Origin of the sequence: Streptomyces daqingensis (assembly GCF_014645895.1) — a bacterium.
Lineage (GTDB): Bacteria > Actinomycetota > Actinomycetes > Streptomycetales > Streptomycetaceae > Streptomyces > Streptomyces daqingensis.
The window spans coordinates 41752-64437 of the sequence record NZ_BMMP01000023.1; the positions used below are offsets into that span (position 1 = coordinate 41752).

The window sequence follows — 22686 nt, forward strand, 5'->3', positions numbered from 1 at the left end:
CGTGACTTGTCGGTGGGCACCGATATCGTCGGGGGTGTGTCGTCCCTCGCCCTGTATCGCCGGTACCGCCCCGAGACCTTCGCAGAGGTCATCGGGCAGGAGCATGTGACCGAACCGTTGCAGCAGGCTCTGCGCAACAACCGGGTCAACCACGCCTATCTCTTCAGCGGGCCGCGCGGCTGCGGCAAGACGACGAGTGCGCGCATCCTCGCCCGGTGCCTCAACTGCGAGCAGGGGCCCACTCCGTCGCCGTGCGGAGAGTGCCGTTCGTGCAGTGATCTCGCGCGCAACGGGCCCGGTTCGATCGATGTGATCGAGATCGACGCCGCGTCCCACGGCGGTGTCGACGACGCGCGCGAACTGAGGGAGAAGGCGTTCTTCGGGCCGGCGTCGAGCCGCTACAAGATCTACATCGTCGACGAGGCGCACATGGTCACCTCGGCGGGGTTCAACGCCCTGCTGAAGGTCGTCGAAGAGCCGCCGGAGCACCTGAAGTTCATCTTCGCGACGACCGAGCCGGAGAAGGTCATCGGCACGATCCGGTCGCGTACGCACCACTACCCGTTCCGTCTGGTGCCGCCGGGGACGCTGCGGGACTACCTGGCCGAGGTCTGCACGCGGGAGGCGATCCCGGTCGAGGAGTCGGTGCTGCCGCTCGCCGTCCGTGCGGGGGCCGGATCGGTCCGGGACTCGATGTCGGTGATGGACCAGCTCCTGGCGGGCGCGGGCGAGGACGGCGTGACGTACGCCATGGCGACCTCCCTGCTCGGCTACACGGACAGCGCGCTGCTCGACGAGGTGGCGGATGCCTTCGCCACGGGAGACGGCGCGCGGGCGTTCGAGATCGTCGACCGGGTCATCGAGGGCGGTCACGATCCGCGCCGCTTCGTGACGGACCTCCTGGAGCGGCTGCGGGACCTGGTGATCCTCGCCGCCGTGCCGGACGCGGAGGACAAGGGGCTGATCGACGCCCCCGACGACGTCGTCGAGCGGATGCGGGCGCAGGCCGGGACCTTCGGGGCGGCGGAGCTCAGCCGCGCCGCGGACGTCGTCAACACGGGGCTGACGGAGATGCGCGGGGCCACGTCGCCGAGGCTTCAACTGGAGCTGATCTGCGCGCGGGTGCTGCTGCCGGCGGCCTACGGAGACGAGCGTTCCGTGCAGGCGCGGCTCGACAGGCTGGAGCGGGGAGCGGCCTTCGCCGGAACCGGAATCGGGGCGGGGTCCGGTGCCGGGGCGGGTGCTGCCGGGGCCGGAACGGGCGTTGCCGGGGCCGGTGCGGTGGCCCCGCCTCCCGTACGTCCCGCTGCGGGGGGAGAGGGGCCGGCGGCGCCGGCGGACGGACCTCCCGCGCAGACTCCCGCCCCTGCCGGGCCTGCGGCGCCCCCCGCGGCTCAGGCTCCCGGTGCGGCTGACGAGCCTGCCGCGGCGGAGCGTCCGGGGGAGGGTTCGCCGGGTCCGGCGGGCGGCGGTGGCGGGCGCAGGCCCGGCGCGTGGCCGTCCGGGACGGGCGGTGCCGACAAGAGTTCCGGGCAGGCGTCGCGTCCGGGTGCGTGGCCCGTGAGCGGCGGAGGCAGCGGCTCGCCGGGTGCATCGGCCGAGCAGGCGCCCGCGGCGCCCGCGGCGGCTGCATCGTCGCCGCCGCCCTCGCCGTCGCCGGGCGAGGAGGCCGGCGCCGGGTCCGGCGAGGCGAAGGACCCCGCGCAGGGCGCGGCCCAGGTGCGGCAGATGTGGCCGCAGATCCTGGAGGCGGTGAAGAACCGCCGCCGCTTCACCTGGATCCTCCTCAGCCAGAACGCGCAGATCGTCGGGTTCGACGGCACGACGCTGCAGCTCGGCTTCTCCAACGCGGGCGCGCGGGACAGCTTCGCGGGCGGCGGCAGCGAGGACGTCCTCGTGCAGGCCGTCAACGACGCGCTCGGCGTGCACTGGAAGGTCGAGGCGATCGTCGATCCCTCCGGCGGAGCGGGCTCCGGTCCCGGCGGCGGGCCGCAGGGCGGCGGTGCCGGTCCGGGCGGGCAGAGCGGCGGCTTCGGCGGTGGCGGATTCGGCGGGGGCGGCGGCGGGTTCGGCGGCGCTTCCGGTGCGTCCGGCGGGCCTTCTGCCGCGGACCAGGCAGGAAGCCAGGATCCCGGGGCGCGATCCGGGCAGGGCGGCCCGGGGTCCGCGGGCGGGGCGTCCATGGGCGCCCGGCAGGCCATGGCGGCCGCGCAGGGCGGGCCGGGGCCGGGCGGTGCAGGGGCCACGGCGGTCGCCGCGCCGGCCGGGGCGGTCCCCGGACAGGCCGGGTCGTCGTACGCGGCACGCGGGGGGCCGGGTGCCGGGTCCGCGGCGGCCGGTGCGTACAGCGGTGGCCTCGAGGACGACATGCCCGCGGAGGACGACCCCGATCTCGACGAATCGGCGCTGTCCGGCCACGACTTGATCATGCGGGAACTCGGGGCGACGGTCATCGAGGAGTTCGAGCACGGGTGATCCCCGAGGGCGCCGCAGGTGCGCCTCGGCAGGATGAGGACAGGTTCAGCGGGCTCCGCTCCGAGCACGTAGGCTCAGCCGTAGAAAGAGAAGTACGCGTACGGCGGTTACGTGAACCATGTGCCGTATGCGCACTCCGCGCAGAACATGCGCGGTGCGTGCAGCGTGCTCCGCACCGCCGGTCCGCGGCGGTGGCGGCGGCGCGGACATCAGAGACGTCGACGAGCCAGGAGCCAAGTCGTGATTCCCGGTGGTGGGGGCCAGCCCGACATGCAGCAGCTGTTGCAGCAGGCCCAGAAGATGCAGCAGGACCTTGCCGAGGCGCAGCAGGAACTCGCCGAGAGTACGGTCGACGGTTCCTCCGGCGGCGGCCTCGTCAAGGCGACCGTGAACGGGGCGGGTGAGCTCCAGGGCCTCGTCATCGACCCGAAGGCCGTCGATCCGGAAGACACCGAGACGCTCTCCGACCTGGTGCTCGCCGCTGTACGGGACGCCGTCGCCGGCGCCCAGCAGTTGCAGCAGCAGAAGCTCGGCCCGCTCGCGGAGGGGCTGGGCGGCGGAGGCGTTCCGGGGCTCCCCTTCTAGGCACGGCGCAGGGCCTGCCGGGCAGGTCCTGGGACCGCTGGTTTCAGCGGCCGGGGCCTTCCGGCCTCCCATGGGTCCGGAAGGCTTCGGACCGGGGTCGGCCGGTCCGGTTTCAGGGAACGGCCAGGGGGCACCAGGTCGTTCATGTCACGGGGCCGCTCGGTGAGCGGCCTCTCAGGGATCTTTCGGGGTTCCGGGCGGTGGTGGCGCGGTCGGGGGGCGGTTACGGTTCGCCGGGCCGTGGGGCGGACGGGCACAGGTCCGGAAGCCGGAGAGACAGGCAGGAGCATCCGTGTACGAAGGCGTGGTTCAGGACCTCATCGACGAGTTGGGCAGGCTGCCCGGCGTCGGTCCCAAGAGCGCGCAGCGGATCGCCTTCCACGTCCTCCAGGCGGAGCCCACGGACGTACGGCGTCTCGCGCACGCACTGCTGGAGGTCAAGGACAAGGTCCGGTTCTGCGCCGTGTGCGGCAACGTCGCGCAGGAGGAGCAGTGCCGGGTGTGCCTGGACACGCGGCGTGACCGCAGCGTCATCTGCGTGGTCGAGGAGCCGAAGGATGTGGTGGCGATCGAGCGGACGCGCGAGTTCCGCGGCCGCTACCACGTGCTCGGCGGTGCCATCAGCCCCATCGAAGGCGTCGGTCCCGACGACCTCCGGATCCGGGAACTGATGAGCAGGCTCGCGGACGGTGCCGTCACCGAGCTGATCCTGGCCACGGACCCCAACCTGGAAGGAGAGGCGACGGCCACCTACCTCGCGCGTATGGTCTCGAGCATGGGGCTGAAGGTGACGCGCCTGGCAAGCGGCCTCCCTGTCGGGGGAGATCTTGAATATGCCGATGAGGTCACGCTGGGGCGGGCCTTCGAGGGGAGAAGGTTGCTTGATGTCTGACGCCACGCTGAACGCGATCAAGGACAATCCGGACGACTTCGCAGTCCAGATCTCCGACCAGATCGAGAGCTTCATCGTCTCGGTGACGGAGGTCGCCAAGGGGGACGACCCCGACAGCGCCGTCCCCTACCTGCTGCTGGAACTCTCGCAACTCATCCTGGCCGGAGGCCGGCTGGGGGCGCACGAGGACTTCGTCCCCGTCGAGCGGTACGAGCCGGACATCGGCCCCGAGCCCGACGTCGACGAGATGCGGCTCAAGCTCGCCGCGCTGCTGGAGCCGGTCGACGTCTACTCCGAGGTCTTCGACCCGTACGAGCCCCGTACGGCCCCCGTCCCATGCCGCATCTCCGACGATCTGGTCGGTGTGATCACTGACTTGCGGCACGGCATGGCCCATTACAAGGAGGGCAGGGTCAGCGAGGCCCTGTGGTGGTGGCAGTTCTCCTACCTGTCGAACTGGGGGCCCACGGCGTCGGCGGCCCTGCGCGCCCTGCAGTCCCTCGTGGCGCACGTCCGTCTCGACACTCCGCTCCGCGCGTTGGACGGGCTGGACACGGACAGCGACGCCGGCGAGGACGACGGCCTGCTGGAGAAGGAGGCCGGCGCGGTCATGGCCGCGGAGATCGGCGTGCCGCTGGGGATGCAGCCCGAAGCCGGCCGCGGCTGAGCGTTCGTTCCGCTCGCCGTGCCGGGTGGGCTCTTCCTGCACCGGTGTCCTGGCGTCCCCGGCGCCCTCGTCCGGCCGCCCGTCCGGCCTCCGGAGCGGACGGTGCGGCTTGCGGCGATGAGTCGCCCGCGTCGTCCCGGTCTCTTCTCTCGCAGGCCCGCACAGCGGACGGTCGAGGGAGGCAGGCATGGACAAGCGATTCACCGCCACGTTGCGGAAGGGCCCCGACGTGGGCGGCTGGACCTATCTGGTGTGGCCGGACTCCGTCGGGTACTTCGGGACCCGGGGGCTGGTGAAGGTGCGCGGGACGATCGACGGGCATCCGTTCCGTAGCTCGTTCATGGCGCTGGGCGACGGTACGCACAAGCTGCCGGTGCGCGCCGAGGTGCGCCGCGCCATCGGCAAGCAGGCCGGAGACACCGTCACCGTCCATCTCGTGGAGCGGCTGGACGGAACCCCGCACGCCGACATCGCGTAGCCCCGGCCGGCCTGCCGGCCGGTCCTGCCGCTGAGCCCTCCCGCTGCCTGCGCGGGCGCGTCAGCGGGAGAGGATCCCCGCTCTGCGGGCAGCGCCGAGCCAGGAGGGGAATTCGCGCATCAGCTCCGCGTACAGCACCTCGTCCGGGATCCGCATCGGCTCGGGCCCTGCGGGGAAGAAGCCCGCGTTGTCGACCGGCCGCAGGGCGGGCACGGGCAGTTCGTCGAGCTTGCGGAGGAAGTCGAACTGCTTGCTCTCCGGGTCGCCGAAGCCCATGAACTGCCAGAAGACGGGGAGCTTCGCGGCGTCGCACAGCGCCCGCTGCGCGGCGGAGCGTGACGTGGGCGCTCCGTCCGTCTGGAAGACGACGAACGCGGGGTCGGTCGTCCCCGACGCCACGTAGTGGTCGACGACCGTCTCGATCGCGAGGTGGTAGTTGGTGCGGCCCATGTGGCCGAGGGATTCGTTGAGGGGGCCGATCCGGTTCTCGTAGGCGTCGAGCCGGACTTCCGCGACGCCCTCCACCTCGGTGGAGAAGAGGACGACGGGGACGGTGCCGTCGTCGTCCAGGTTGGCGGAGAGTCCGAGCACCTGCTCGGCCAGGTGCTGGAGCGTCCCGTCCCTGTAGTAGCGGCGCATGCTGCCGGAGCGGTCCAGCACCAGGTAGACGGCGGCGCGCTGGCCGGACAGGCCGGCCTTCTCCAGCGCCACGCGTGCCGTCTTGCGGAGGTTCACCAGCCCGGAGGGGCGCTCGGTCTGCCGGGTGGCTGCCTCGGCGGGGGAGCCTGACGGGCGCTTCACGTAGTCGATGGACACGCGGGCCTCCTGCTGTGCTGGGGAGTTGCGTACAGGGCGTACGCGAACATTACGGCCCAAACGTGGGATTTGGACATGGTCGTGCGCCATCCGGGAGGGCCGGACGTCGGGCAACAGGATGCCAATACGCGTTGCGGGGCGGGGCGTTGACCTCCACGACGCGGCCGGGCATGCGGAGCGCACGTCAACTCGACGCGCCCGCCGGGTGGTTCGCCTCGGCCGTGGTACTCCCGTGCGGGAAGCCGCGGGGCGTGGTCAGTCCGCGGCCTTCGGGCCGCCGGCCTCGGCCGAAGCCGCTATGTCCGCGAGGTCCTTCGCTATGGCCTTGGCCGCTGTCTTCGCGCCGAGGGAGCCCATCGCGTGCATCAGTCTCGCCTTCAGCCCGCTTCCGTCCGCGAGTTCGGAGCCGAAGGTCAGACGCACCGACGTGGCGCCGCCCTCCTCGGTGAGGAGGAACTCCGAGACGTAGTGCACGCCGCGGGAGCCGGCCTCGATGACGCAGCGCTTCGAGGGTTCGCTGGCCGTGACCCACATCTCCTCGGTGGCCTCCTTGCCCAGCATGCGGCGCGTCTCCCGCCAGCGGGTGCCGACCCCGAAGGGCCGGTCGCTGAGCATCTCGACCTTCTCGATGCCGCTGATCACGCGGGGGGCGGCCTCGATGTCCGTCAGAACCGCCCACACCCGGCCTGCCGGGGCGGCGATACGGCGCTCCACTGTCACGCGCGGTCCACTCACGAGGTCCACCTCCCGAAGCGGGGCCGGACTCCGTCGTCCGTCCCGGTGCACGGAATTGAACCAGCGGGCACTGACAACGCCCGCGGAGCCGGCCCGCCGCCGCCGGCGTCCGTCCGACAGCGGAAAGGCGGGCCAGGTCAGGAGGGGCCGGCGCCCTCGTCGGGCTGGGGGACGTAGAAGCCCGTCGTGGTCCGCACGGCGGCGGCGACCGCCTCGGCGGAGCCCCCGGAGGCCGCGTATGCGGCTCCCCACGCCTCGCTGCTGCGCGTCATGAACTCCCGTGCCTCGTCCGACTCCTGACGCCAGGCGGCGAGGTCGCCGGCCGGGCCGCCGCCGAGTTCCAGGGCGAGCCCGAGCGCCGTCAGGTCCCACTGGACGCCGAACGCGCCCGGCCCGAACGGGTCCCACACCTCGGGCGGCACCACCGCGGCCTGCTCCAGTTCGAAGAGCGTCCGCTCCTCGCCCTCGGGCGCCAGCCGCACCTCGACCTCGCTGAACTCCGGGGCGTCGCCGAACGTCCAGCCGACGCGGAGCAGCCGGGGCGGTTCGCAGTGCAGGACCTCGCCGCTCGCGCCGCCCTCCAGCCGGTACGTCCCGCCGGGTTCCAGGTCCCCGCTGACGGGCATCAGCCACCGGCTGAGGCGCGCGGGGTCGGTGCAGGCGTGCCATACGTCGTCGACCGGAGCGTCGTAGGTGCGGCGCAGCCGGACGGTACGGGCTTCGCCGTCCGCGACCGTGCGGCTCCCCACGTGCCGCTCCACGAGGTCGATCTGGCTGACGATCTCCTTCACCGCTGCTCCTCTTCGCCGTGCGGCGGGACGCTGTCCGGGTGCGGACGGGAAGCGGTGCGCGGCGGGCCGCGCCGCCGGTCCGCCCGCGGCCGGGAAACGGTGCCGGGGACCGGCCCGAAAGGTTCTCCGCCGGCGTCGGGCGCGTGCGGGGGCCGGACCCGGCGGCGCTCGCCCCCCGAGTCACCGCGCAATTGTCGCCGCAGGGGCACACGGTCCGTCGGGCGGGTCGTGCTCTGGGCGAACCGGCAGGTCAGGGCCGGGCGTCGGCGTCCGCGGACTCGGGGCGGGGCCGCTCGGCCGGGAGTCCGGTGGCGTAGGCGGAGCAGAGGGGTCGCAGCGCCCCGGCGGGGCGGATCCGCTGGGAGGCGCGGGTCGTGCGGGAGGCGGTCCCGCACCGGTTGTGCGTGCTCCGCGTCCAGCCCGCCCGCAGGTTACTCGCGAGTTGTCTGCTCGGTGCACGCGTTTCCGCGGGGGTGAGCGCCACCCCCCGCGCGGCCAGGCACGCGGCACTTCCCGCGTGCGGACCGTCACGCCCCGTCGCGGTGCGGGCCGTGTGAGCTGCCTTACGTTCCCGTGTGGGCAGCCCTCGAACGGGCAGGTTTGGTCGCTGAACGAGAGGGCGGAACGCTCTCTCGGTAAACTGAGCCGACCCATGGATTCCCGGACGGGGTCCCTCCGCGGAGTTTCGCGGGGCAAGGGTGCAGAACGACTGAGATTCGAGGAGCGAGCACACGTGGGCCTTGTCGTGCAGAAGTACGGCGGCTCCTCCGTTGCCGATGCCGAGGGCATCAAGCGCGTTGCCAAGCGGATCGTCGAGGCCAAGAAGAACGGCAACCAGGTTGTCGTCGTGGTCTCGGCGATGGGTGACACGACGGACGAGCTGATCGATCTCGCCAAGGAAGTCTCCCCGGTCCAGACGGGGCGCGAGTTCGACATGCTGCTGACCGCCGGAGAGCGCATCTCCATGGCACTGCTGGCGATGGCGATCAAATCCCTCGGACACGAGGCGCAGTCGTTCACCGGAAGCCAGGCGGGCCTGATCACCGACTCCGCGCACAACAAGGCGCGGATCATCGACGTCACGCCCGGCCGTATCCAGACCTCCGTCGACGAGGGCAACATCGCCATCGTCGCCGGTTTCCAGGGTGTCTCCCAGGACAGCAAGGACATCACCACGCTCGGCCGCGGCGGTTCCGACACCACGGCTGTCGCTCTGGCCGCCGCACTGGAGGCGGACGTCTGCGAGATCTACACCGACGTGGACGGCGTCTTCACCGCCGACCCGCGGGTCGTGAAGAAGGCCCGCAAGATCGACTGGATCTCGTTCGAGGACATGCTGGAGCTGGCGAGCAACGGCTCCAAGGTGCTGCTGCACCGCTGCGTCGAGTACGCCCGTCGCTACAACATCCCGATCCACGTACGCTCGTCCTTCTCGGGGCTGCAGGGCACCTGGGTGAGCAGTGAACCGCCTGGCGGCCACGACGGCCGGGGGGAAGGCGCCCCCGGTGCGCAGGCCGCGCTGAAGAGCGGGCAGGGCAAGGACAGCGGGCAAGGGGAACAGTCGATGGAGCAGGCGATGATCTCGGGTGTCGCACACGACACCTCCGAGGCGAAGATCACGGTCGTGGGAGTGCCGGACAAGCCCGGCGTCGCAGCGGTGATCTTCCGGGCGATCGCGGACGCCGAGGTCAACATCGACATGGTCGTGCAGAACGTCTCGGCCGCGTCCACCGGGCTGACGGACATCTCCTTCACGCTGCCCAAGTCCGAGGGCCGCAAGGCGATCGCCGCGCTGGAGAAGGCGCAGGGCGCCATCGGGTTCGACTCGCTGCGCTACGACGACCAGATCGCCAAGATCTCCCTCGTCGGCGCCGGGATGAAGACGAACCCCGGTGTCACGGCGACCTTCTTCGAGGCGCTCTCCCAGGCCGAGGTCAACATCGAGCTGATCTCCACGTCCGAGATCCGCATCTCCGTCGTCACGCGTGAGGACGACGTCAACGAGTCGGTGCGCGCGGTGCACTCGGCCTTCGGTCTCGACAGCGAGAGCGACGAGGCCGTGGTCTACGGAGGCACAGGGCGGTGACGCCCTTCGCCCGTACGGTCGGCCCTGGCGGTGACCGTACGGGCAGGCCCGTCCTGGCCGTCGTCGGTGCGACCGGGGCTGTGGGGACGGTCCTGCTCTCGCTGCTCTCGGAGCGGGCGGACGTGTGGGGAGAGATCCGGCTGATCGCCTCCCCGCGCTGGGCCGGCCGGGTACGGGAGGTCCGCGGCGAGGACGTCAGCGTCCGCGCCCTGAACGAGGAGGCGCTCAAGGGCGCCGACGTCGCGGTGTTCGCCGTCCCGGACGAGGTCGCCGCGGAGTGGGTGCCGGTGGCGGCGTCCAACGGCACGGTGGTCGTGGACGGTTCGAAGGCGTTCCGCATGGACGGGGACGTGCCGCTGGTCGTCCCTGAACTCAACGGGCACGCCGTGGGTTCACGGCCCCGGGGGATCATTGCCAGCCCCGGCTGCACGACCCTCTCGATGATCGTCGCGATGGGCGCGCTGCACGCCGAGTGGGGCCTGCGCGAGCTGATCGTCTCCAGCTACGAGGCCGTCTCGGCGGCCGGACGGACGGGAGTCGAGGCGCTGCGCGGCCAGTTGGCGGCGCTCACCTCGGCCGACGCCGCCGGCGCCGAACTCGGCCGGCACCCGGGCGACATCAGGCGTGTGGTCGCCGACGGTCTCGGCAGCGTGGCGGCGGCTCCCGTCGGGGACGCTTCCAACCCCCACGCCACGCCCGTCGCCTACAACGTCGTGCCCTTCACGGGCGAGATGGCGGAGGGCGGCTGGACGTCCGACGAGCTCACGGTGCGGCAGGAGACCCGCAAGGTGCTCGGGCTGCCCGAACTGCGCGTCGCGGCGACCTGCGTGCGGGTGCCGGTGCTCACGGCGCACTCCGTGTCCGTGCACGCGCGCTTCGAGCACGAGGTGTCGGTGCCGGAGGCGCACGCGATCCTCGCGAACGCCCCGGGCGTGGTGCTCTGCGACGACCCGGTCCAGGGAGACTTCCCGACTCCGGCGGACGTGGCGGGCACGGACCCGACGTGGGCGGGGCGCGTACGGAAGTCGCTGGACGACCCGTGTGCGCTCGAACTGTTCGTCTGCGCGGACAACCTGCGCAAGGGTGCGGCGCTGAACATGGCGCAGATCGCCGAACGGGTCGTCGCGTAGGGGCGACCGCCGGGGTCACGCGCGGCCGCAGTGGGGCGCGGGGAGCGGGCATGTCCACCGTCGACCGTCCTCGGTATGCAGGGCGCCGGCCGAAGTTGTGCCGTACGGAGGGGTCTTGGCACTGGCGGGCAGGACCGGCGTGGACGAGAATTTCGCTTCCCCCGCTGCAACCGGCGGCGGGGCGGGCGGCGTCTTCGACTCCACTGCCAGAAGTCAGGACGCTGTGACAACAGGGGCATTCAGGAAGAGCTGGTACGCATGGGGACGTTCGACGATTCGTCAACGGGTGAGCCGAACGCGTACAACCCTCCAGGGGGAGTGTGTGTCCAACAAGCGTGGCAGAGGCACTCGGATCGACGTTGGCGGCAGTTCCCGGAACCACCGGTTTCAGTACCGGGGGTATGCCGGTGATAACGCCGTGGTCCGCCACTCGCCCGCCGCGCGTCGCCGCAGAAGGCGCGGAGACTGACGACGCGATGACAGCCGGCACGACAGTCGACCATCTGACCGAGACCTACCGCGTCCACTACCGCTCGCTGCTCGGGCTCGCGGCGCTGCTGCTCGACGACACCGCGTCGTGCGAGGACGTCGTGCAGGAAGCCTTCATCCGCGTCCACTCGGCGCGCAAGCGCGTACGCGACCCCGAGAAGACCCTCGCCTATCTGCGGCAGACCGTCGTCAACCTCTCCCGGTCGGCGCTGCGCAGGCGCATCGTCGGACTCAAGCTGCTCTCCAAGCCCATGCCGGACATGGCGAGCGCGGAGGAAGGCGCGTACGAGCAGCTGGAACGCGACGAACTGATCAAAGCCATGCGCGGGCTGCAGCGGCGCCAGCGCGAGGTGCTGGTGCTGCGCTACTTCGCGGACATGACGGAGGCGCAGGTCGCCGAGGTGCTGGGCCTGTCCCTGGGCTCGGTGAAGGCGTACGGCTCGCGCGGGATAGCGGCCCTGCGCGTCGCCATGGAGGCCGCCTCATGAGCGCGTACGGCAGGGAGGGCCTGCGCACGCGGGAGAGCTCCGTGGTGGTGCCGCGGAGCCGGCACCGGGTCCTCTCCTTCGGAGGCTCCGGCCGGGCCACGGAGAAGGAGGGCGGGCGCGAGCCCGCCGGCACGCGTGCGCCGGACGAGAGGCGCGAACCGCACGGTACGCACGAGCTGGACGCGCACGGCCTGAGCGGAGCCGACGGGCTGGCCGAGGTCCGCGGCGCGCACGACGACGACCCGGAGGAGCCCGACGAGTCGCCGGGCCCTCACGCGCCGGAGACCCCGCAGGCCCCGGACGCGCCCGACGTCCCGGACGGCCCGGAACTTCCTCCGCACCGCGCACCCGAGGCCCCTGACCTGCCGGACCTGCCCGGCGTCCCGGACGTGCCGGACGTCACGGGGCCGGCCGAGATGCCCGAGATCCCGGGCGCGCCCCATGTCCTGGACACCCCCGAGATCCCTCCGACCCCGGACATCCCGGCGCCTCCCCGTACTTCGGACATGCCCGAGATCCCGGAACCCCCGGAGATCCCGGCGACGCCCGGCATCTACGACGAGCCCGAGATCCCGGAGCCTCCCCAGATCGACGCCCCGGACGTACCGGGTGTCACCGAACCGACCGAGGTCCCCGGCACGCCCGAAGGCCCCAGCTCCCCTGCCGGGCCCGACGTGCCACGACCCCCGGACCTCACCGACGCACCGCGACCCGGCCCCGAAGGGCCGGACGCGGGCCGAGACGCGGGTACAGCCATGCACTCCAACCGACAGAACAGAGCAGATTCCCCGGACAGACCGACCGACTTCAACCACATCACCGGCAGCTTCGAGCATGCCGGAAAGGCCCAGGAGGGCGCGGCGGAAGGCGACGGCGCGGCCGCCGCGTCCCCGGCCGGCGGCCCGCAGAGCGGAGAGACCCCCGCCGCGGTCCCGCCGGAGGGCCCGCCTGCTGCCGCCGGCGGTGACGGTCCCGGCGGCGGTGGCGGCTCCGCGGGCGGTGGCGGCCGCGGAGGAGGCGGCAGCGGCGGCGGTGACGGTGGCGGAGGCGCCGACGGCGAGGACGACGGCGCCGAGGAGATGCTCCGCCGGATGATGCGCGACAGCGTCCGCGACATCGAGCCGTCCCCCCAGTCGCTCGACTACCTGCGGCATGCGATCCCGGCGCGCCGGGCGCACCGGCGCCGGGCCCTGGCCGGTGCGGCGGCGGCCGTCGTGCTCGCGGGCGTGGGCGTGCCCGCGCTGATGACGACCGGTCTCGTGCCGGGCCTGCCCGACGGCCGTGCCGTCAACGCCGGCGACAGCCACGAGCAGGCCCAGAACTCCGGTGGCCTGGACGGCGGAGGCCACTCGCAGGGCTCCGGCAGCGCAGACGGCGGCGCCGGCCGCAGCGGCGGCAAGGGCGGAGACGCCGACGGCTCCGCGTCCCCGTCCCCCTCGGCGGGCAAAGAGTCCGGCGGTGCGAACCCGAACGACACCCTCGCGACGAGCGCGCCGAGCTGCGGCCGCGACCAGCTCGGCAAGGGGTCGGCGTCCGCCGGTGACCCCGACAGCGAGGGCAAGGTCTACGGCAGCTTCCGGGTGGTCAACACCTCGTCCGACGCGTGCACCGTGGAGGGCGAGGGGGTCGTCGGGGCGTCCGCTCAGGGCGGTGCCGACATCGACCGCATAGACGTGCTCGACCACACGCCCGGTGACGGCGCGGACGGTCTGCCCGACCCGGACCAGTCGCCCGACGAGCTGGTGCTGAGGCCGGGGGAGGCCTACGTCGTGAAGTTCGCCTGGGTCCCCGAGAAGGAGTGCCCCAGCGGCTCGCCCAGCCCCAGGTCCGCCGAGGGCGAGGGCCCCGGCGGCGCCCAGGGCGGCAACAACGGCAACTCGGGCGGCGACTCCGGCAGCAGCGACGGCGGCAGCGGGAACAGCGGCGGCAACGGCGACTCCGGCGGCCCGGACAATCCGTCCACGGGCGGTGGCGACGGCGACAGCGGGGACGAGGGCGCCAGCGTCGTGCTGACGCACATCCCGGACGTGGGCGACCCCGCGGCAGCCGGCACGGAGCTCGAAGGCGCCTGTGCGGGCACCCTGTACCGGACGGGAGTCCTGGCGGCCGACTAGGGTGCGTCCCCGCCCGCCTCGCGGCGGAGGAGGGCGGCGCCCCGTGTACGGCCGTGCGGAGGCGCCCCGTACCTTTGGAGCGTGTACCGGTTCCTGCTGACCCCGCGCTGGTGGGGGATCAACCTCTTCGCGGTGCTGGCGATCCCCGTCTGCCTGTTCATGGGCAGCTGGCAGCTCTCGCGTTTCGAGGCGCGCGTCGACAGCCACGAGGCGCACCGCAAGGCGGCGTCCGGGGTGGAACGGGCCGAGCCGGCGCCGCTGTCGCGGCTGCTTCCCGTGGACGCGGAGACGAGCGGGCGTCCCGCCGAGGCCACCGGGCGCTTCGACACCCGGCATCCGCTGCTCGTGCCGGACCGGACGCTGGACGGCAGGCAGGGCTTCTACGTGCTGTCGCTGCTGCGGACGACCGGCGCCGGGGGAGGCGCGGGAGAGTCCGGCCAGGGCAAGGCGCTTCCCGTCGTTCGGGGATGGCTTCCCGGGAAGGCCGACCCGGACCGGGTGCCCGACCCGCCTCGCGGCGAGGTCGAGGTCACGGGCGCGCTGCAGGCGTCGGAGTCGCAGGGCGGTCCGGGCGTGCACGCCGCCGGCGCGCTGCCCGAGGGGCAGCTCGGCATGATCAGTGCGGCGTCGCTGGTCAACGTGGTGCCGTACGACGTGCACGACGCGTGGATCACGGTGCAGGAGCCGCCGGCCGGGTCCGGTCTGAGGCCGGTGCCGCCGGTTCAGCCCGACAACACCGGCCTCGACATGAAGGCGTTCCAGAACCTCGGCTACACGGCCGAGTGGTTCGTCTTCGCGGGCTTCGTGCTCTTCATGTGGTTCCGGCTGTTCCGCCGGGACGTGGAGCTGGCGAAGGACGCGGCGCTCGGCCTCATTCCGGAGCCCGACCCCGGCCCTGACGGTCCTCCCGGGCAGGGAGATGCCTCAGAGCGAAGTCGATCTCCAGCCTCAACTGCTTGATCCGTTCCTCCACGACGAGCGACCCGTGCCCGGCGTCGTAGCGGTAGACCTCGTGGGGGACGCCGCGCTCCTCCAGCCTCCGGACGTAGTTCTCGACCTGCCGGATGGGGCAGCGCGGGTCGTTGACCCCGGCCGAGATGTAGACGGGCGCCCGGACGCGGTCGACGTACGTGATGGGCGACGAGGCCTCGAACCTCTCGGGGACCTCCTCGGGTGAGCCGCCGAGCAGCGTGCGGTCCAGCGACTTCAGCGCCTCCATCTCGTCGTGGTAGGCGGTCACGTAGTCGGCAACGGGGACGGCGGCCAGGCCCAGCGCCCACGCGTCGGGCTGGGTGCCCATGCCGAGCAGCGTCAGGTAGCCGCCCCAGGAGCCGCCGCCCAGCACGAGCCGCTCGGGGTCGGCGAGGCCCGAGGAGACCGCCCACTCCCGGACGGCGGCGATGTCCTCCAGCTCGATCAGGCCGACGCGGTGCTTCAGCGCGTCGGTCCACTCGCGCCCGTAGCCGGTGGAGCCGCGGTAGTTGACCCGTACGACGGCGAAACCGTGGTCGACCCAGGCGGCCGGCTGCCCCGCGAAGGCGTCGCTGTCGTGCCAGGTGGGGCCGCCGTGGACGTCGAAGACCGTGGGGAAGGGGCCCTCTCCCGCGGGCTTCTGCACCAGGGCGTGGATCGTGCCGCCGGGGCCCTCGACCCAGGCGTCCTCGACGGGGACGGAAGGCGGCGCCTGCATGCCGGGCGGATCGAGGACGACGGTGCCGTCCGCCGAGCGCACGCGGGGCGGCTGCGCCGCCGAGGACCACAGGTACTCGACGGCGGTGCCCTCCGTGCCGCCTGCCCGGGAGCCCGGGACGGGCCGGGCCGTCGCGTCGGATACAGAGCCGGGGGGTGTCTCGATCCGGCTCAGCGTGCCCGTGGCGATCTCGTACCGCCACAGGTCGCTGCGCGCCTGGTGGCTGTGGGCGATCAGGAGGGCCTCGCCGTCCGGGTACCAGTCGGCGCTCACGTCGCCGGGCAGGTCGATCGCGAGGTCCGTCGTGGTGCCGGTGAGCGGCTCCCAGACGACGGGCTCCCAGCGGCCCCTGCGCTGGTGGGCGATGAGCAGCCGCTGGTCCCCCGCGCCGGGCGCGAACCCGAGGACGGTCAGGCCGAGTTCCTTCGTGCCGCCCTCGCTGTCGTCGAGCTCCGCGACGGTGCTTCCGTCGTCGGGGCGGACCACGCGCAGCGCGGAGTGCATGGCGTCGCCGTGCTCGGTGTGCTCGATCACCAGCAGCGTGCCGTCGTGCGAGAGCCCGCCGACGCCGGCGGACTCGCGGTGGCGGTAGATCTCGGCCGGCTCCTTGCCGGGCCGGGCGAGGTGGATCGTCGTGCCGTCCTCGTCGGTGGAGCGGCCGACGACGGCGGTTCCGTCGCGTCCGATGGCGAGCCCCGCGGGGAAGGACGGTCCGAGGCCCGGGACGGCGACCTCGTCCTCGCCGCCCTTGAACGGCTGCCGCTTCCACACGCCGAATTCGTCGCCGTCGGTGTCGTCGAACCACCAGATCTCCTCACCGTCGGGGCTGAGGGTCCCGTCGGTGGTGCCGTTGGGGCGGTCCGTGGCCTGGCGGTGCTCGTCCGTGGCGCGGTCCCACGCGTAGAGCTCGAACGTTCCCGTCACGTTGGAGATGTACAGCGAGCGGTCGGGGGCGTCCTCGGCCCATTCGGGCAGCGACACCCGCGGCGCCCGGAAGCGCTTCTCCCAGTCCGGGATCTCGCCGTCCGCCTTGGCATCCGTGTTCTGCGTCATGAGCCCATTCTCCCGCCGTGCGGGAGCCCGCCCGACGGAGGGGGACGACGCGGGGCGGCGGGTGCGGTCGTGTGCGCGCACGGACCGGCGCGGAACCGCCGTTTCGTCCGCGGGCGCCGGGGACAAGCGCACGGCTACGGGGCAGCGCGAGTACGTGACGGCGAACGGAGGCTGTGGAGATGACGGACGGCATGTCGCGACGGGCCGCTGGGCGGCGGGGACAGGCGGAGCACGCACCGGGGCCGCGGGGGCTGTCCGCCCCCGGGCCCGCGGCGAGCCGGCGGGGGATGCTCCCCGCCTCGGCCGCCGCGGGGCTCGCCCTGTTCGGCGGCGCGGGGTGCGGCACCGGCGGGAACCCGTCCGGCGCCGGTTCTGGCGCCGGGGCTGGCGGCGGGGGCAGGAGCAGCGGGAAAGCCTCGCCGTCGCCGCGCAGGACCAGGCGGCGTCCCCGACTGCCGCGCGGGGGACGCGAGTTGTTCCCGCGCTACCGCATGGTCGGGTACTGCGGACTGCCCGGCGCCGCCGCCCTGGGACGGCTGGGCAGCGGCGACCCGGATGAGCGGATACGCGAACTGGAGGAGAAAGCACAGGACTTCGGCGACGGACGTGAACTCATGCCCGTGCTGGAGCTGCTGGCGACCGTCGCCAATCCCACGCCGGGCCCGGACGGCGAGTACCGCACCCGTACGCCCCGGAAGACCGTCCGCCGCTTCCACGAACTCGCCCGTAAGCACGACGCGTTGCTGCTGCTGAACGTGCAGCCGGGACGCGCCGCCGCGCTGGACGAGGTGAAGGCGCTGCGCGAGTGGCTCGTCCGCCCTGACGTCGGTGTCGCGCTCGACCCGGAGTGGGACATGGGGCCCGGTGAGACGCCGGGCGAGACCTACGGGCACACGAGCGGGAAGGAACTCGACGAGGTGGCCGCCTACTTGGCGGATCTGGTCGAGGAGCACGACCTGCCGGACAAGCCGCTCGTCTTCCACCAGGTCTCCACCTCCGTCGTCAGCGACGAGGACGCCATACGTCCGGCCGACGGGGTCCCGGTGGTCAAGTGCGCCGACGGCATAGGCTCCCCGGACCTCAAGCGCGCGACCTGGCGCCGGCTCGTCGACGACGTGCCGGAAGGGATGCACACCGGTTTCAAGCTGTTCTACGAGGAGGACACCGAGGGCAGCCGGCTGATGAGGCCCGAGGAGGTGCTCGCGCTCCGCCCGGCACCGGAGTACGTCGTCTACGAGTAGCGCGGGCGCGCCGTCCCCGGCATGCCGGGGACGGCGCCCGGGGACTAACGCGTCCAGCCGCCGTACGGCACGGTGATCAGCTCCATGGCGTGGCGTACCGGGTCCATGAAGTACACGCCCCTGCCGCCGTCGTTGTGGTTGACGGTGCCGGGCTGCCGCATGTGCGGGTCGGCGTAGTGCTCGATGCCGCGCGTCCTGATCCGTGCGTACGCCGCCTCGAACTCCTCGTCGGAGACGAGGAAGGCGTAGTGCTGCGGAGTGATCTTGTCGGCGGGGACTGCGGCGAAGTCCAGCGTGACGCCGTTGCTGAGATCCACGGCGATGAACGGGCCCCACTCCGCGGTGATCTCGAGGCCCAGCAGTTCCGCGAAGAACTCCGCGGACTCCCGGTTGTCCCGGGCATGGACGATGGTGTGGTTCAACTCGACTGACATGAAATGCCTCCGGGGGCATCTCCCGGCACCTCCATGCCTCACCCGGCCGGTGACCGGCACGCGATGCCGTCCCCGATCGTAGGCGTTCCTGCGGTCCCGCGCCGGATGCCTGCGCGGGCTCCCGGGCGGAAGGCGCCTTCCGCCGGACACGGGCCGGGACGTAGCGGACATCCGGTACGCCGCCGTAGCGTCTTCGGCATGCCGATGAACCGAGCACATCGCCGACTCTGCAGCTCCGAGAAGTGGGCCCGCGGCGTGCGCGAGCAACTGCTGCCGTGGGCGCTGGAGGACGTCGAACTGGGCGAGGACGTCCTGGAGTTGGGCTCCGGATACGGGGCGAACCTGCGGGTCCTCGTCGAGCAGGTCCCCCGGCTGACCGCCGTGGAGATCGACGGGGACACGGCCCGGCATCTGGAGGAGGGCTGGGGCGACAGGGCGCGCGTCGTGCACGCCGACGCGTCGGCGCTGCCGCTGCCGGACGCCGCGTTCTCCTCGGTCGTGTGCTTCACGATGCTCCACCACGTTCCGGCCACGGAGACCCAGGACCGGATCTTCAGCGAGGCCTTCCGCGTGCTGCGCCCCGGCGGCTTCTTCGCCGGCTGCGACAGCCAGCCCAACTTCCGCTTCCGGCTGCTGCACATCGGGGACACGAGGAACACGCTCGTGCCCGCGGAGCTTCCTGGACGGCTCGCGGCGGCGGGGTTCACCGGTATCCGGGTCGACCGGCACCCGGAGAGCGGCGGCCTGCGCTTCCGCGGGAGGCGGCCCGCGGACGGCTGAGGGACCGGCGTCCCGGGGCGCGTCCGTCCCAGGGCCGCCACGTCCACGGTGCGTCAGCTTCGCCGCGCCCGGGGGGTGGACAGGTCTCCGCGCTGTCGATACTTTCAGCAAGTTCTTGCAACGCCTGCGGTCCGTCCCGCCGTTACCACCCCGGCGTCACGGCCCGGAGCGCGTGCGGCTGCCGGCGCGTGCGGCCCGAGCGACACCGACGGATCTGAAGGAGCCGCCGTGCCTACGCGCATGCCCCCACGCAGAACTCTCAGCCATCCGGCCGGCAAAGCGGCGTCCGCCGCCCTGCTCTGCGCCGCTCTCGCCGTGCCCGCCCTCGCACTGCCCGTCGGCGCGGGCTCCTCCGCCCCGGCCGCCTCCGCCGCGACGGAACGGGGAGCCGCCGCACAGGCCGCCGCGTCCCGTCCGGCGGCGGACGGCGACCGGCGGGACGCCGCCTCGCGGGACCGCACCTCGGGGAAGCGGGCGGCGGACCGCCTCGGAGCGACGTACGACGAGGCCGCGGGAACCATCGAGTTCAGGGTCTACTCCTCACGGGCCACCCGTATCGACGTGTACCTCTACGACGAGGCGAGCGGCGCCCAGGAGAAGACCTCGCGGCAGCTCACGAAGGACGACGACACCGACGTCTGGTCCGTCACCGTCGACGCCGCGGAGCTCGAGGCGGAGCACGGCATCGAGGGCGCCGTCCACTACGGCTACCGCGCGTGGGGCCCCAACTGGCCCTACGACGAGGCCTGGAAGAAGGGCTCCGACGCCGGCTTCCGCAGCGACGTGGACGCCGAGGGCAACCGCTTCAACCCCAACAAGCTGCTCTTCGACCCCTACGCCCGCGAACTCAGCCACGATCCGCGCACGTCGGCGCAGAACAGCGAGGACGTCTACGCCACGGGGCCGCAGCACCGCACCGAGGACAGCGGGCAGCAGGCCCCCAAGGGCGTCGTGCTGGCCGAGGACGGCACGGACACGGGCACGAAACCGTCCGGCGCGCTGAAGGACGACGTCCTCTACGAAGTGCACCTGCGCGGCCTGACGAAGAACGACGCCTCCGTCCCCGAGGACGAACGCGGCACCTACCGGGGCGCGGCCCGCAAGGCGGCGGAGCTCGCCGAACTGGGTGTCACCGCCGTGGAGTTCCTGCCGCTGCAGGAGAGCCAGAACGACGCCAACGACGCCGACCCGCAGGACACCGCCGACGACAACTACTGGGGCTACGAGACGCTCAACTTCTTCGCCCCCGACCGCCGTTACGCCGCCGACCGCAGCCCGGGCGGGCCGACGCGCGAGTTCAAGGCGATGGTCAAGGCGTTCCACGACGCGGGCATCAAGGTGCTCGCCGACGTCGTCTACAACCACGCGGGCGAGGGCGGCCCCTACGAGGAGGACGACAAGGACACCTACAACCTCTTCTCGCAGCGCGGTCTCGACAACCCCGCCTACTACTCGCTGACGGCCGACCGGCAGAGCCCGGTCGACAACACCGGTGTCGGCGGCAACGTCAACACCCGCGGGAGCGCGAGCCGTCAGCTCATCGTGGACTCCCTCGCGTACTGGAAGGACGAGCTGGGCGTCGACGGGTTCCGCTTCGACCTGGCGCCGGTCCTCGGCAACACCTGCGAGCACGAGTGCTTCCGCTACGACAGGGACGACCCCGGTACCGCCCTGAGCGCCGTCACCGAAGCGCTGCCCCCGCGTCCCGCGAAGGGCGGGCCCGGCACGGACCTCATCGCGGAGCCGTGGGCGCTGGGCGAAGGCACCTACCAGGTCGGCGAGTTCCCCGCGGGCTGGGCCGAATGGAACGACCAGTTCCGCGACACCTTCCGCCGCGACCAGAACAGCATGGGCAGCGAGGAGATCACGCCCGGGCAGCTCGCGACGCGCCTCGCCGGTTCCTCAGACCTGTACGGGGACGACGGACGCCACCCGTGGAACTCCGTCAACTTCATGGTCGCGCACGACGGTTTCACGCTCGCCGACCTCTACCGCTGCGACAAGAAGGACAACGGCCAGCCCTGGCCCTACGGCCCGTCGGACGGCGGATCGGACAACAACATTTCCTGGGACCAGGGCGGCGGCGCGGCGGCCCAGCGCCAGGCGGCCCGCAACGGGATGACGTTCCAGATGCTCTCCGCCGGCACGCCCATGATGACCGGCGGCGACGAGTACCTGCGCTCCGTCAAGTGCAACAACAACCCCTACAACCTCGACTCCGAGGCCAACTGGCTGGGGCACGAACCGGACGCCGATCAGAGGACGTTCCACACGTTCACCCAGCGCATGATCGCCTTCCGCAAGGCGCATCCGGCGCTGCGGCCGTCCGGGTTCTACAGCGACGCCGACGGCAACGGGAACGGCATGCCGCAGCTGAGCTGGCACACCCCCGAAGGCGCTGCGCCCACTGAGGCGTACTGGAACGACCCGGACAAGCACGCCCTGGGCTGGCGCCTCGACGGCACCGAACTCGGCGACCCGGCCGACGCCCTGTACGTCGCGTACAACGGATGGTCGGAGGCCGTCGAGTTCACCCTGCCCTCCCCGGGTGAGGGCAAGAAGTGGCACGTCGTGACGGACACCGACAGCGCCGCCGAAGGAGAGGACCAGGTGGCGTCCCCCGGCTCCGAGAAGCCGCTCGGCGGAGAGGGGACCGTGCACTCCGTGAAGGGACGCTCGGCGCTCGTGCTGATCGCCAGGTAGCGGGCGCCCGCCGCCCCGTGCCGCCCGGCCTCCCCGGCCGTCCGTCCGCGCCCACCCGGGGGTTGCCGGGCGGCACGCCCCTCCGTACGGTCGTCCGCATGCCACGAGCCGCCTCCGCGCCCACCCGGTACAGGAGGCCGGTCTGCGCCGTCGTCGCGTCAGCCGTCCTCCTCCTCGGCGCGGGCTGCTCCGGCGGATCCTCCCCTGACGGCCCCCGCGAGAGCCGGCAGGACGGGCCGTCCTCGGCCGGCCCGTCGTACCCGTCCGCGGGCCCGCTGGAAGGGCCGTACGAGGTGCGCACCCAGACGGTCGGGCCGGACGACGTGGGCGGGAGGTTCCGCGGCGGCACGGTCTACTACCCCGCCGACGGCTCCCGCGACTACGGCGTCATCGCCGCCTCGCCGGGGCTGGGCGCCGACCAGTCCATGGTGCAGGCGTACGGCGCGCTGCTCGCGTCGCACGGGTTCGTCCTGATCACGTTCGACACGAAGACGCCGCAGGACAGCCCGGCGCAGCGCGGCCGCCAGATGCTGGACGCCCTCGACTGGGCGGCGGAGCACAGCGCCGCCGCCGGACGCGCCGACCCGGACCGGCTGGGCGTGATGGGCCACTCGATGGGCGGCGGGGCGGCTCTCCACGCGGCCTCCCGTGATCCGAGGATCAAGGCGGCGGTGCCGCTGACCCCCTACGCGGGGAAGCGCGACTGGTCCGGGGTCACCGCCGCGACCCTCGTCGTCAGCGGCAGCGACGACGAGGTCGCGCCGCCCTCCGGCCACGCCCGGGCCTTCTACGACGGCTTGGACGACGCGAAGGAGAAGGCCTACCTGGAGCTGAAGGGCGACCACTTCGTGGCGACGCCGCCGGACCGGCTGGTCTCGCGGCAGACGGTCGCGTGGTTCAAGCACTTCGTCGGGGGAGACAAGGCCGCGGGCGAGGACCTCTGCCCCGCGCCCCGGGAGGAGCGGGTCGTGGCGTCCCGCGACACCTGCCCGTACGGGTAGGGGACGCGAGCGGGGAGCCGGACGGGAGGCAGCGGGGC

General features: G+C 72.7%; 19 protein-coding genes. 14 read left to right on the top strand and 5 right to left on the bottom strand.

Features of this window, described 5'->3' with window-relative positions:
- The first annotated feature begins 36 nt into the window (after positions 1–36).
- The 5 genes from IEY56_RS25780 to IEY56_RS25800 all read left to right on the top strand — a co-directional run bounded on the left by IEY56_RS25780 (position 37) and on the right by IEY56_RS25800 (position 5097).
- Positions 37–2475, top strand: a complete 2439-nt coding sequence (locus tag IEY56_RS25780; protein ID WP_189039672.1) for a DNA polymerase III subunit gamma and tau — start codon at positions 37–39, stop codon at positions 2473–2475.
- 240 nt (positions 2476–2715) lie between these two features.
- Positions 2716–3060, top strand: coding sequence for a YbaB/EbfC family nucleoid-associated protein (locus IEY56_RS25785; RefSeq protein WP_074467955.1), 345 nt, complete (start codon positions 2716–2718; stop codon positions 3058–3060).
- 292 nt (positions 3061–3352) lie between these two features.
- Positions 3353–3952, top strand: a complete 600-nt coding sequence (gene recR / locus IEY56_RS25790; protein WP_189039673.1) for a recombination mediator RecR — start codon at positions 3353–3355, stop codon at positions 3950–3952.
- Positions 3945–4619 carry a DUF5063 domain-containing protein gene (locus tag IEY56_RS25795; protein WP_189039674.1) on the top strand — a complete coding sequence of 225 codons (675 nt, stop codon included), beginning with the start codon at positions 3945–3947 and terminating at the stop codon, positions 4617–4619. The genes recR and IEY56_RS25795 overlap by 8 nt, the downstream gene beginning before the upstream one ends.
- A 187-nt stretch (positions 4620–4806) precedes the next feature.
- Positions 4807–5097, top strand: a complete 291-nt coding sequence (locus tag IEY56_RS25800; RefSeq protein WP_045865983.1) for a DUF1905 domain-containing protein — start codon at positions 4807–4809, stop codon at positions 5095–5097.
- 60 nt (positions 5098–5157) lie between these two features.
- Here the strand turns inward: IEY56_RS25800 and IEY56_RS25805 are convergent, their stop codons facing one another.
- The 3 genes from IEY56_RS25805 to IEY56_RS25815 form a co-directional block, all read right to left on the bottom strand.
- The gene (locus IEY56_RS25805) at positions 5158–5913 is read right to left on the bottom strand and encodes a VWA domain-containing protein (RefSeq protein ID WP_373292188.1); all 756 of its coding nucleotides are present in this window, start codon (positions 5911–5913) and stop codon (positions 5158–5160) included.
- A gap of 255 nt (positions 5914–6168) precedes the next feature.
- Positions 6169–6648, bottom strand: a complete 480-nt coding sequence (locus tag IEY56_RS25810; RefSeq protein ID WP_189039676.1) for an SRPBCC family protein — start codon at positions 6646–6648, stop codon at positions 6169–6171.
- 137 nt (positions 6649–6785) lie between these two features.
- Positions 6786–7439: an SRPBCC domain-containing protein gene (locus IEY56_RS25815; protein ID WP_189039677.1), complete on the bottom strand. Its 654-nt coding sequence runs from the start codon at positions 7437–7439 to the stop codon at positions 6786–6788.
- Between the two features lie 733 nt (positions 7440–8172).
- Here IEY56_RS25815 and IEY56_RS25820 point away from each other — a divergent pair.
- The 5 genes from IEY56_RS25820 to IEY56_RS25840 all read left to right on the top strand — a co-directional run bounded on the left by IEY56_RS25820 (position 8173) and on the right by IEY56_RS25840 (position 14706).
- Positions 8173–9525 carry an aspartate kinase gene (locus IEY56_RS25820; protein WP_189039678.1) on the top strand — a complete coding sequence of 451 codons (1353 nt, stop codon included), beginning with the start codon at positions 8173–8175 and terminating at the stop codon, positions 9523–9525.
- The gene (locus IEY56_RS25825; RefSeq protein ID WP_189039679.1) at positions 9522–10655 is read left to right on the top strand and encodes an aspartate-semialdehyde dehydrogenase; all 1134 of its coding nucleotides are present in this window, start codon (positions 9522–9524) and stop codon (positions 10653–10655) included. Before IEY56_RS25820 ends, IEY56_RS25825 begins: the two co-directional genes overlap by 4 nt.
- A 407-nt stretch (positions 10656–11062) precedes the next feature.
- Positions 11063–11632 (top strand): SigE family RNA polymerase sigma factor, encoded by a 570-nt coding sequence (locus tag IEY56_RS25830; protein ID WP_373292189.1) that lies wholly within the window; start codon positions 11063–11065, stop codon positions 11630–11632.
- The gene (locus IEY56_RS25835) at positions 11629–13746 is read left to right on the top strand and encodes a hypothetical protein (protein ID WP_189039680.1); all 2118 of its coding nucleotides are present in this window, start codon (positions 11629–11631) and stop codon (positions 13744–13746) included. The genes IEY56_RS25830 and IEY56_RS25835 overlap by 4 nt, the downstream gene beginning before the upstream one ends.
- A gap of 81 nt (positions 13747–13827) precedes the next feature.
- Positions 13828–14706, top strand: a complete 879-nt coding sequence (locus IEY56_RS25840; RefSeq protein WP_189039681.1) for an SURF1 family protein — start codon at positions 13828–13830, stop codon at positions 14704–14706.
- Here the strand turns inward: IEY56_RS25840 and IEY56_RS25845 are convergent.
- The gene (locus IEY56_RS25845) at positions 14618–16489 is read right to left on the bottom strand and encodes a S9 family peptidase (RefSeq protein ID WP_189039682.1); all 1872 of its coding nucleotides are present in this window, start codon (positions 16487–16489) and stop codon (positions 14618–14620) included. The two genes, IEY56_RS25840 and IEY56_RS25845, sit on opposite strands and share 89 nt — an antisense overlap.
- A gap of 473 nt (positions 16490–16962) precedes the next feature.
- Between IEY56_RS25845 and IEY56_RS25850 the strand changes: the two genes are divergently transcribed.
- Positions 16963–17730, top strand: a complete 768-nt coding sequence (locus tag IEY56_RS25850; protein ID WP_189039683.1) for a hypothetical protein — start codon at positions 16963–16965, stop codon at positions 17728–17730.
- A gap of 44 nt (positions 17731–17774) precedes the next feature.
- Here IEY56_RS25850 and IEY56_RS25855 read toward each other — a convergent pair whose 3' ends face one another.
- Complete coding sequence (locus IEY56_RS25855) at positions 17775–18164, bottom strand: VOC family protein (protein ID WP_189039684.1); 390 nt, start codon at positions 18162–18164, stop codon at positions 17775–17777.
- Positions 18165–18362: 198 nt separating this feature from the next.
- On the opposite strand from IEY56_RS25855, the gene IEY56_RS25860 reads away from it, so the two are divergent.
- From IEY56_RS25860 to IEY56_RS25870, 3 genes are all read left to right on the top strand, one after another.
- Positions 18363–18944, top strand: coding sequence for a class I SAM-dependent methyltransferase (locus IEY56_RS25860; RefSeq protein WP_189039685.1), 582 nt, complete (start codon positions 18363–18365; stop codon positions 18942–18944).
- Between the two features lie 228 nt (positions 18945–19172).
- A complete protein-coding gene (locus tag IEY56_RS25865; RefSeq protein WP_229712206.1) occupies positions 19173–21647 on the top strand; it encodes a glycogen debranching protein in 2475 nt (824 codons plus the stop codon).
- A gap of 98 nt (positions 21648–21745) precedes the next feature.
- Positions 21746–22648 carry an alpha/beta hydrolase family protein gene (locus tag IEY56_RS25870; protein WP_189039686.1) on the top strand — a complete coding sequence of 301 codons (903 nt, stop codon included), beginning with the start codon at positions 21746–21748 and terminating at the stop codon, positions 22646–22648.
- Positions 22649–22686 lie beyond the last annotated feature (38 nt).

What these genes read in the sequence shown, in the direction of transcription:
- IEY56_RS25860 (WP_189039685.1), top strand. Translation starts at nt 18,363, where the DNA reads ATGCCGATGAACCGAGCACATCGCCGACTCTGCAGCTCCGAGAAGTGG.
- IEY56_RS25855 (WP_189039684.1), bottom strand. Translation starts at nt 18,164, where the DNA reads ATGTCAGTCGAGTTGAACCACACCATCGTCCATGCCCGGGACAACCGG.
- IEY56_RS25845 (WP_189039682.1), bottom strand. Translation starts at nt 16,489, where the DNA reads ATGACGCAGAACACGGATGCCAAGGCGGACGGCGAGATCCCGGACTGG.
- IEY56_RS25870 (WP_189039686.1), top strand. Translation starts at nt 21,746, where the DNA reads ATGCCACGAGCCGCCTCCGCGCCCACCCGGTACAGGAGGCCGGTCTGC.
- IEY56_RS25800 (WP_045865983.1), top strand. Translation starts at nt 4,807, where the DNA reads ATGGACAAGCGATTCACCGCCACGTTGCGGAAGGGCCCCGACGTGGGC.
- IEY56_RS25835 (WP_189039680.1), top strand. Translation starts at nt 11,629, where the DNA reads ATGAGCGCGTACGGCAGGGAGGGCCTGCGCACGCGGGAGAGCTCCGTG.
- IEY56_RS25795 (WP_189039674.1), top strand. Translation starts at nt 3,945, where the DNA reads ATGTCTGACGCCACGCTGAACGCGATCAAGGACAATCCGGACGACTTC.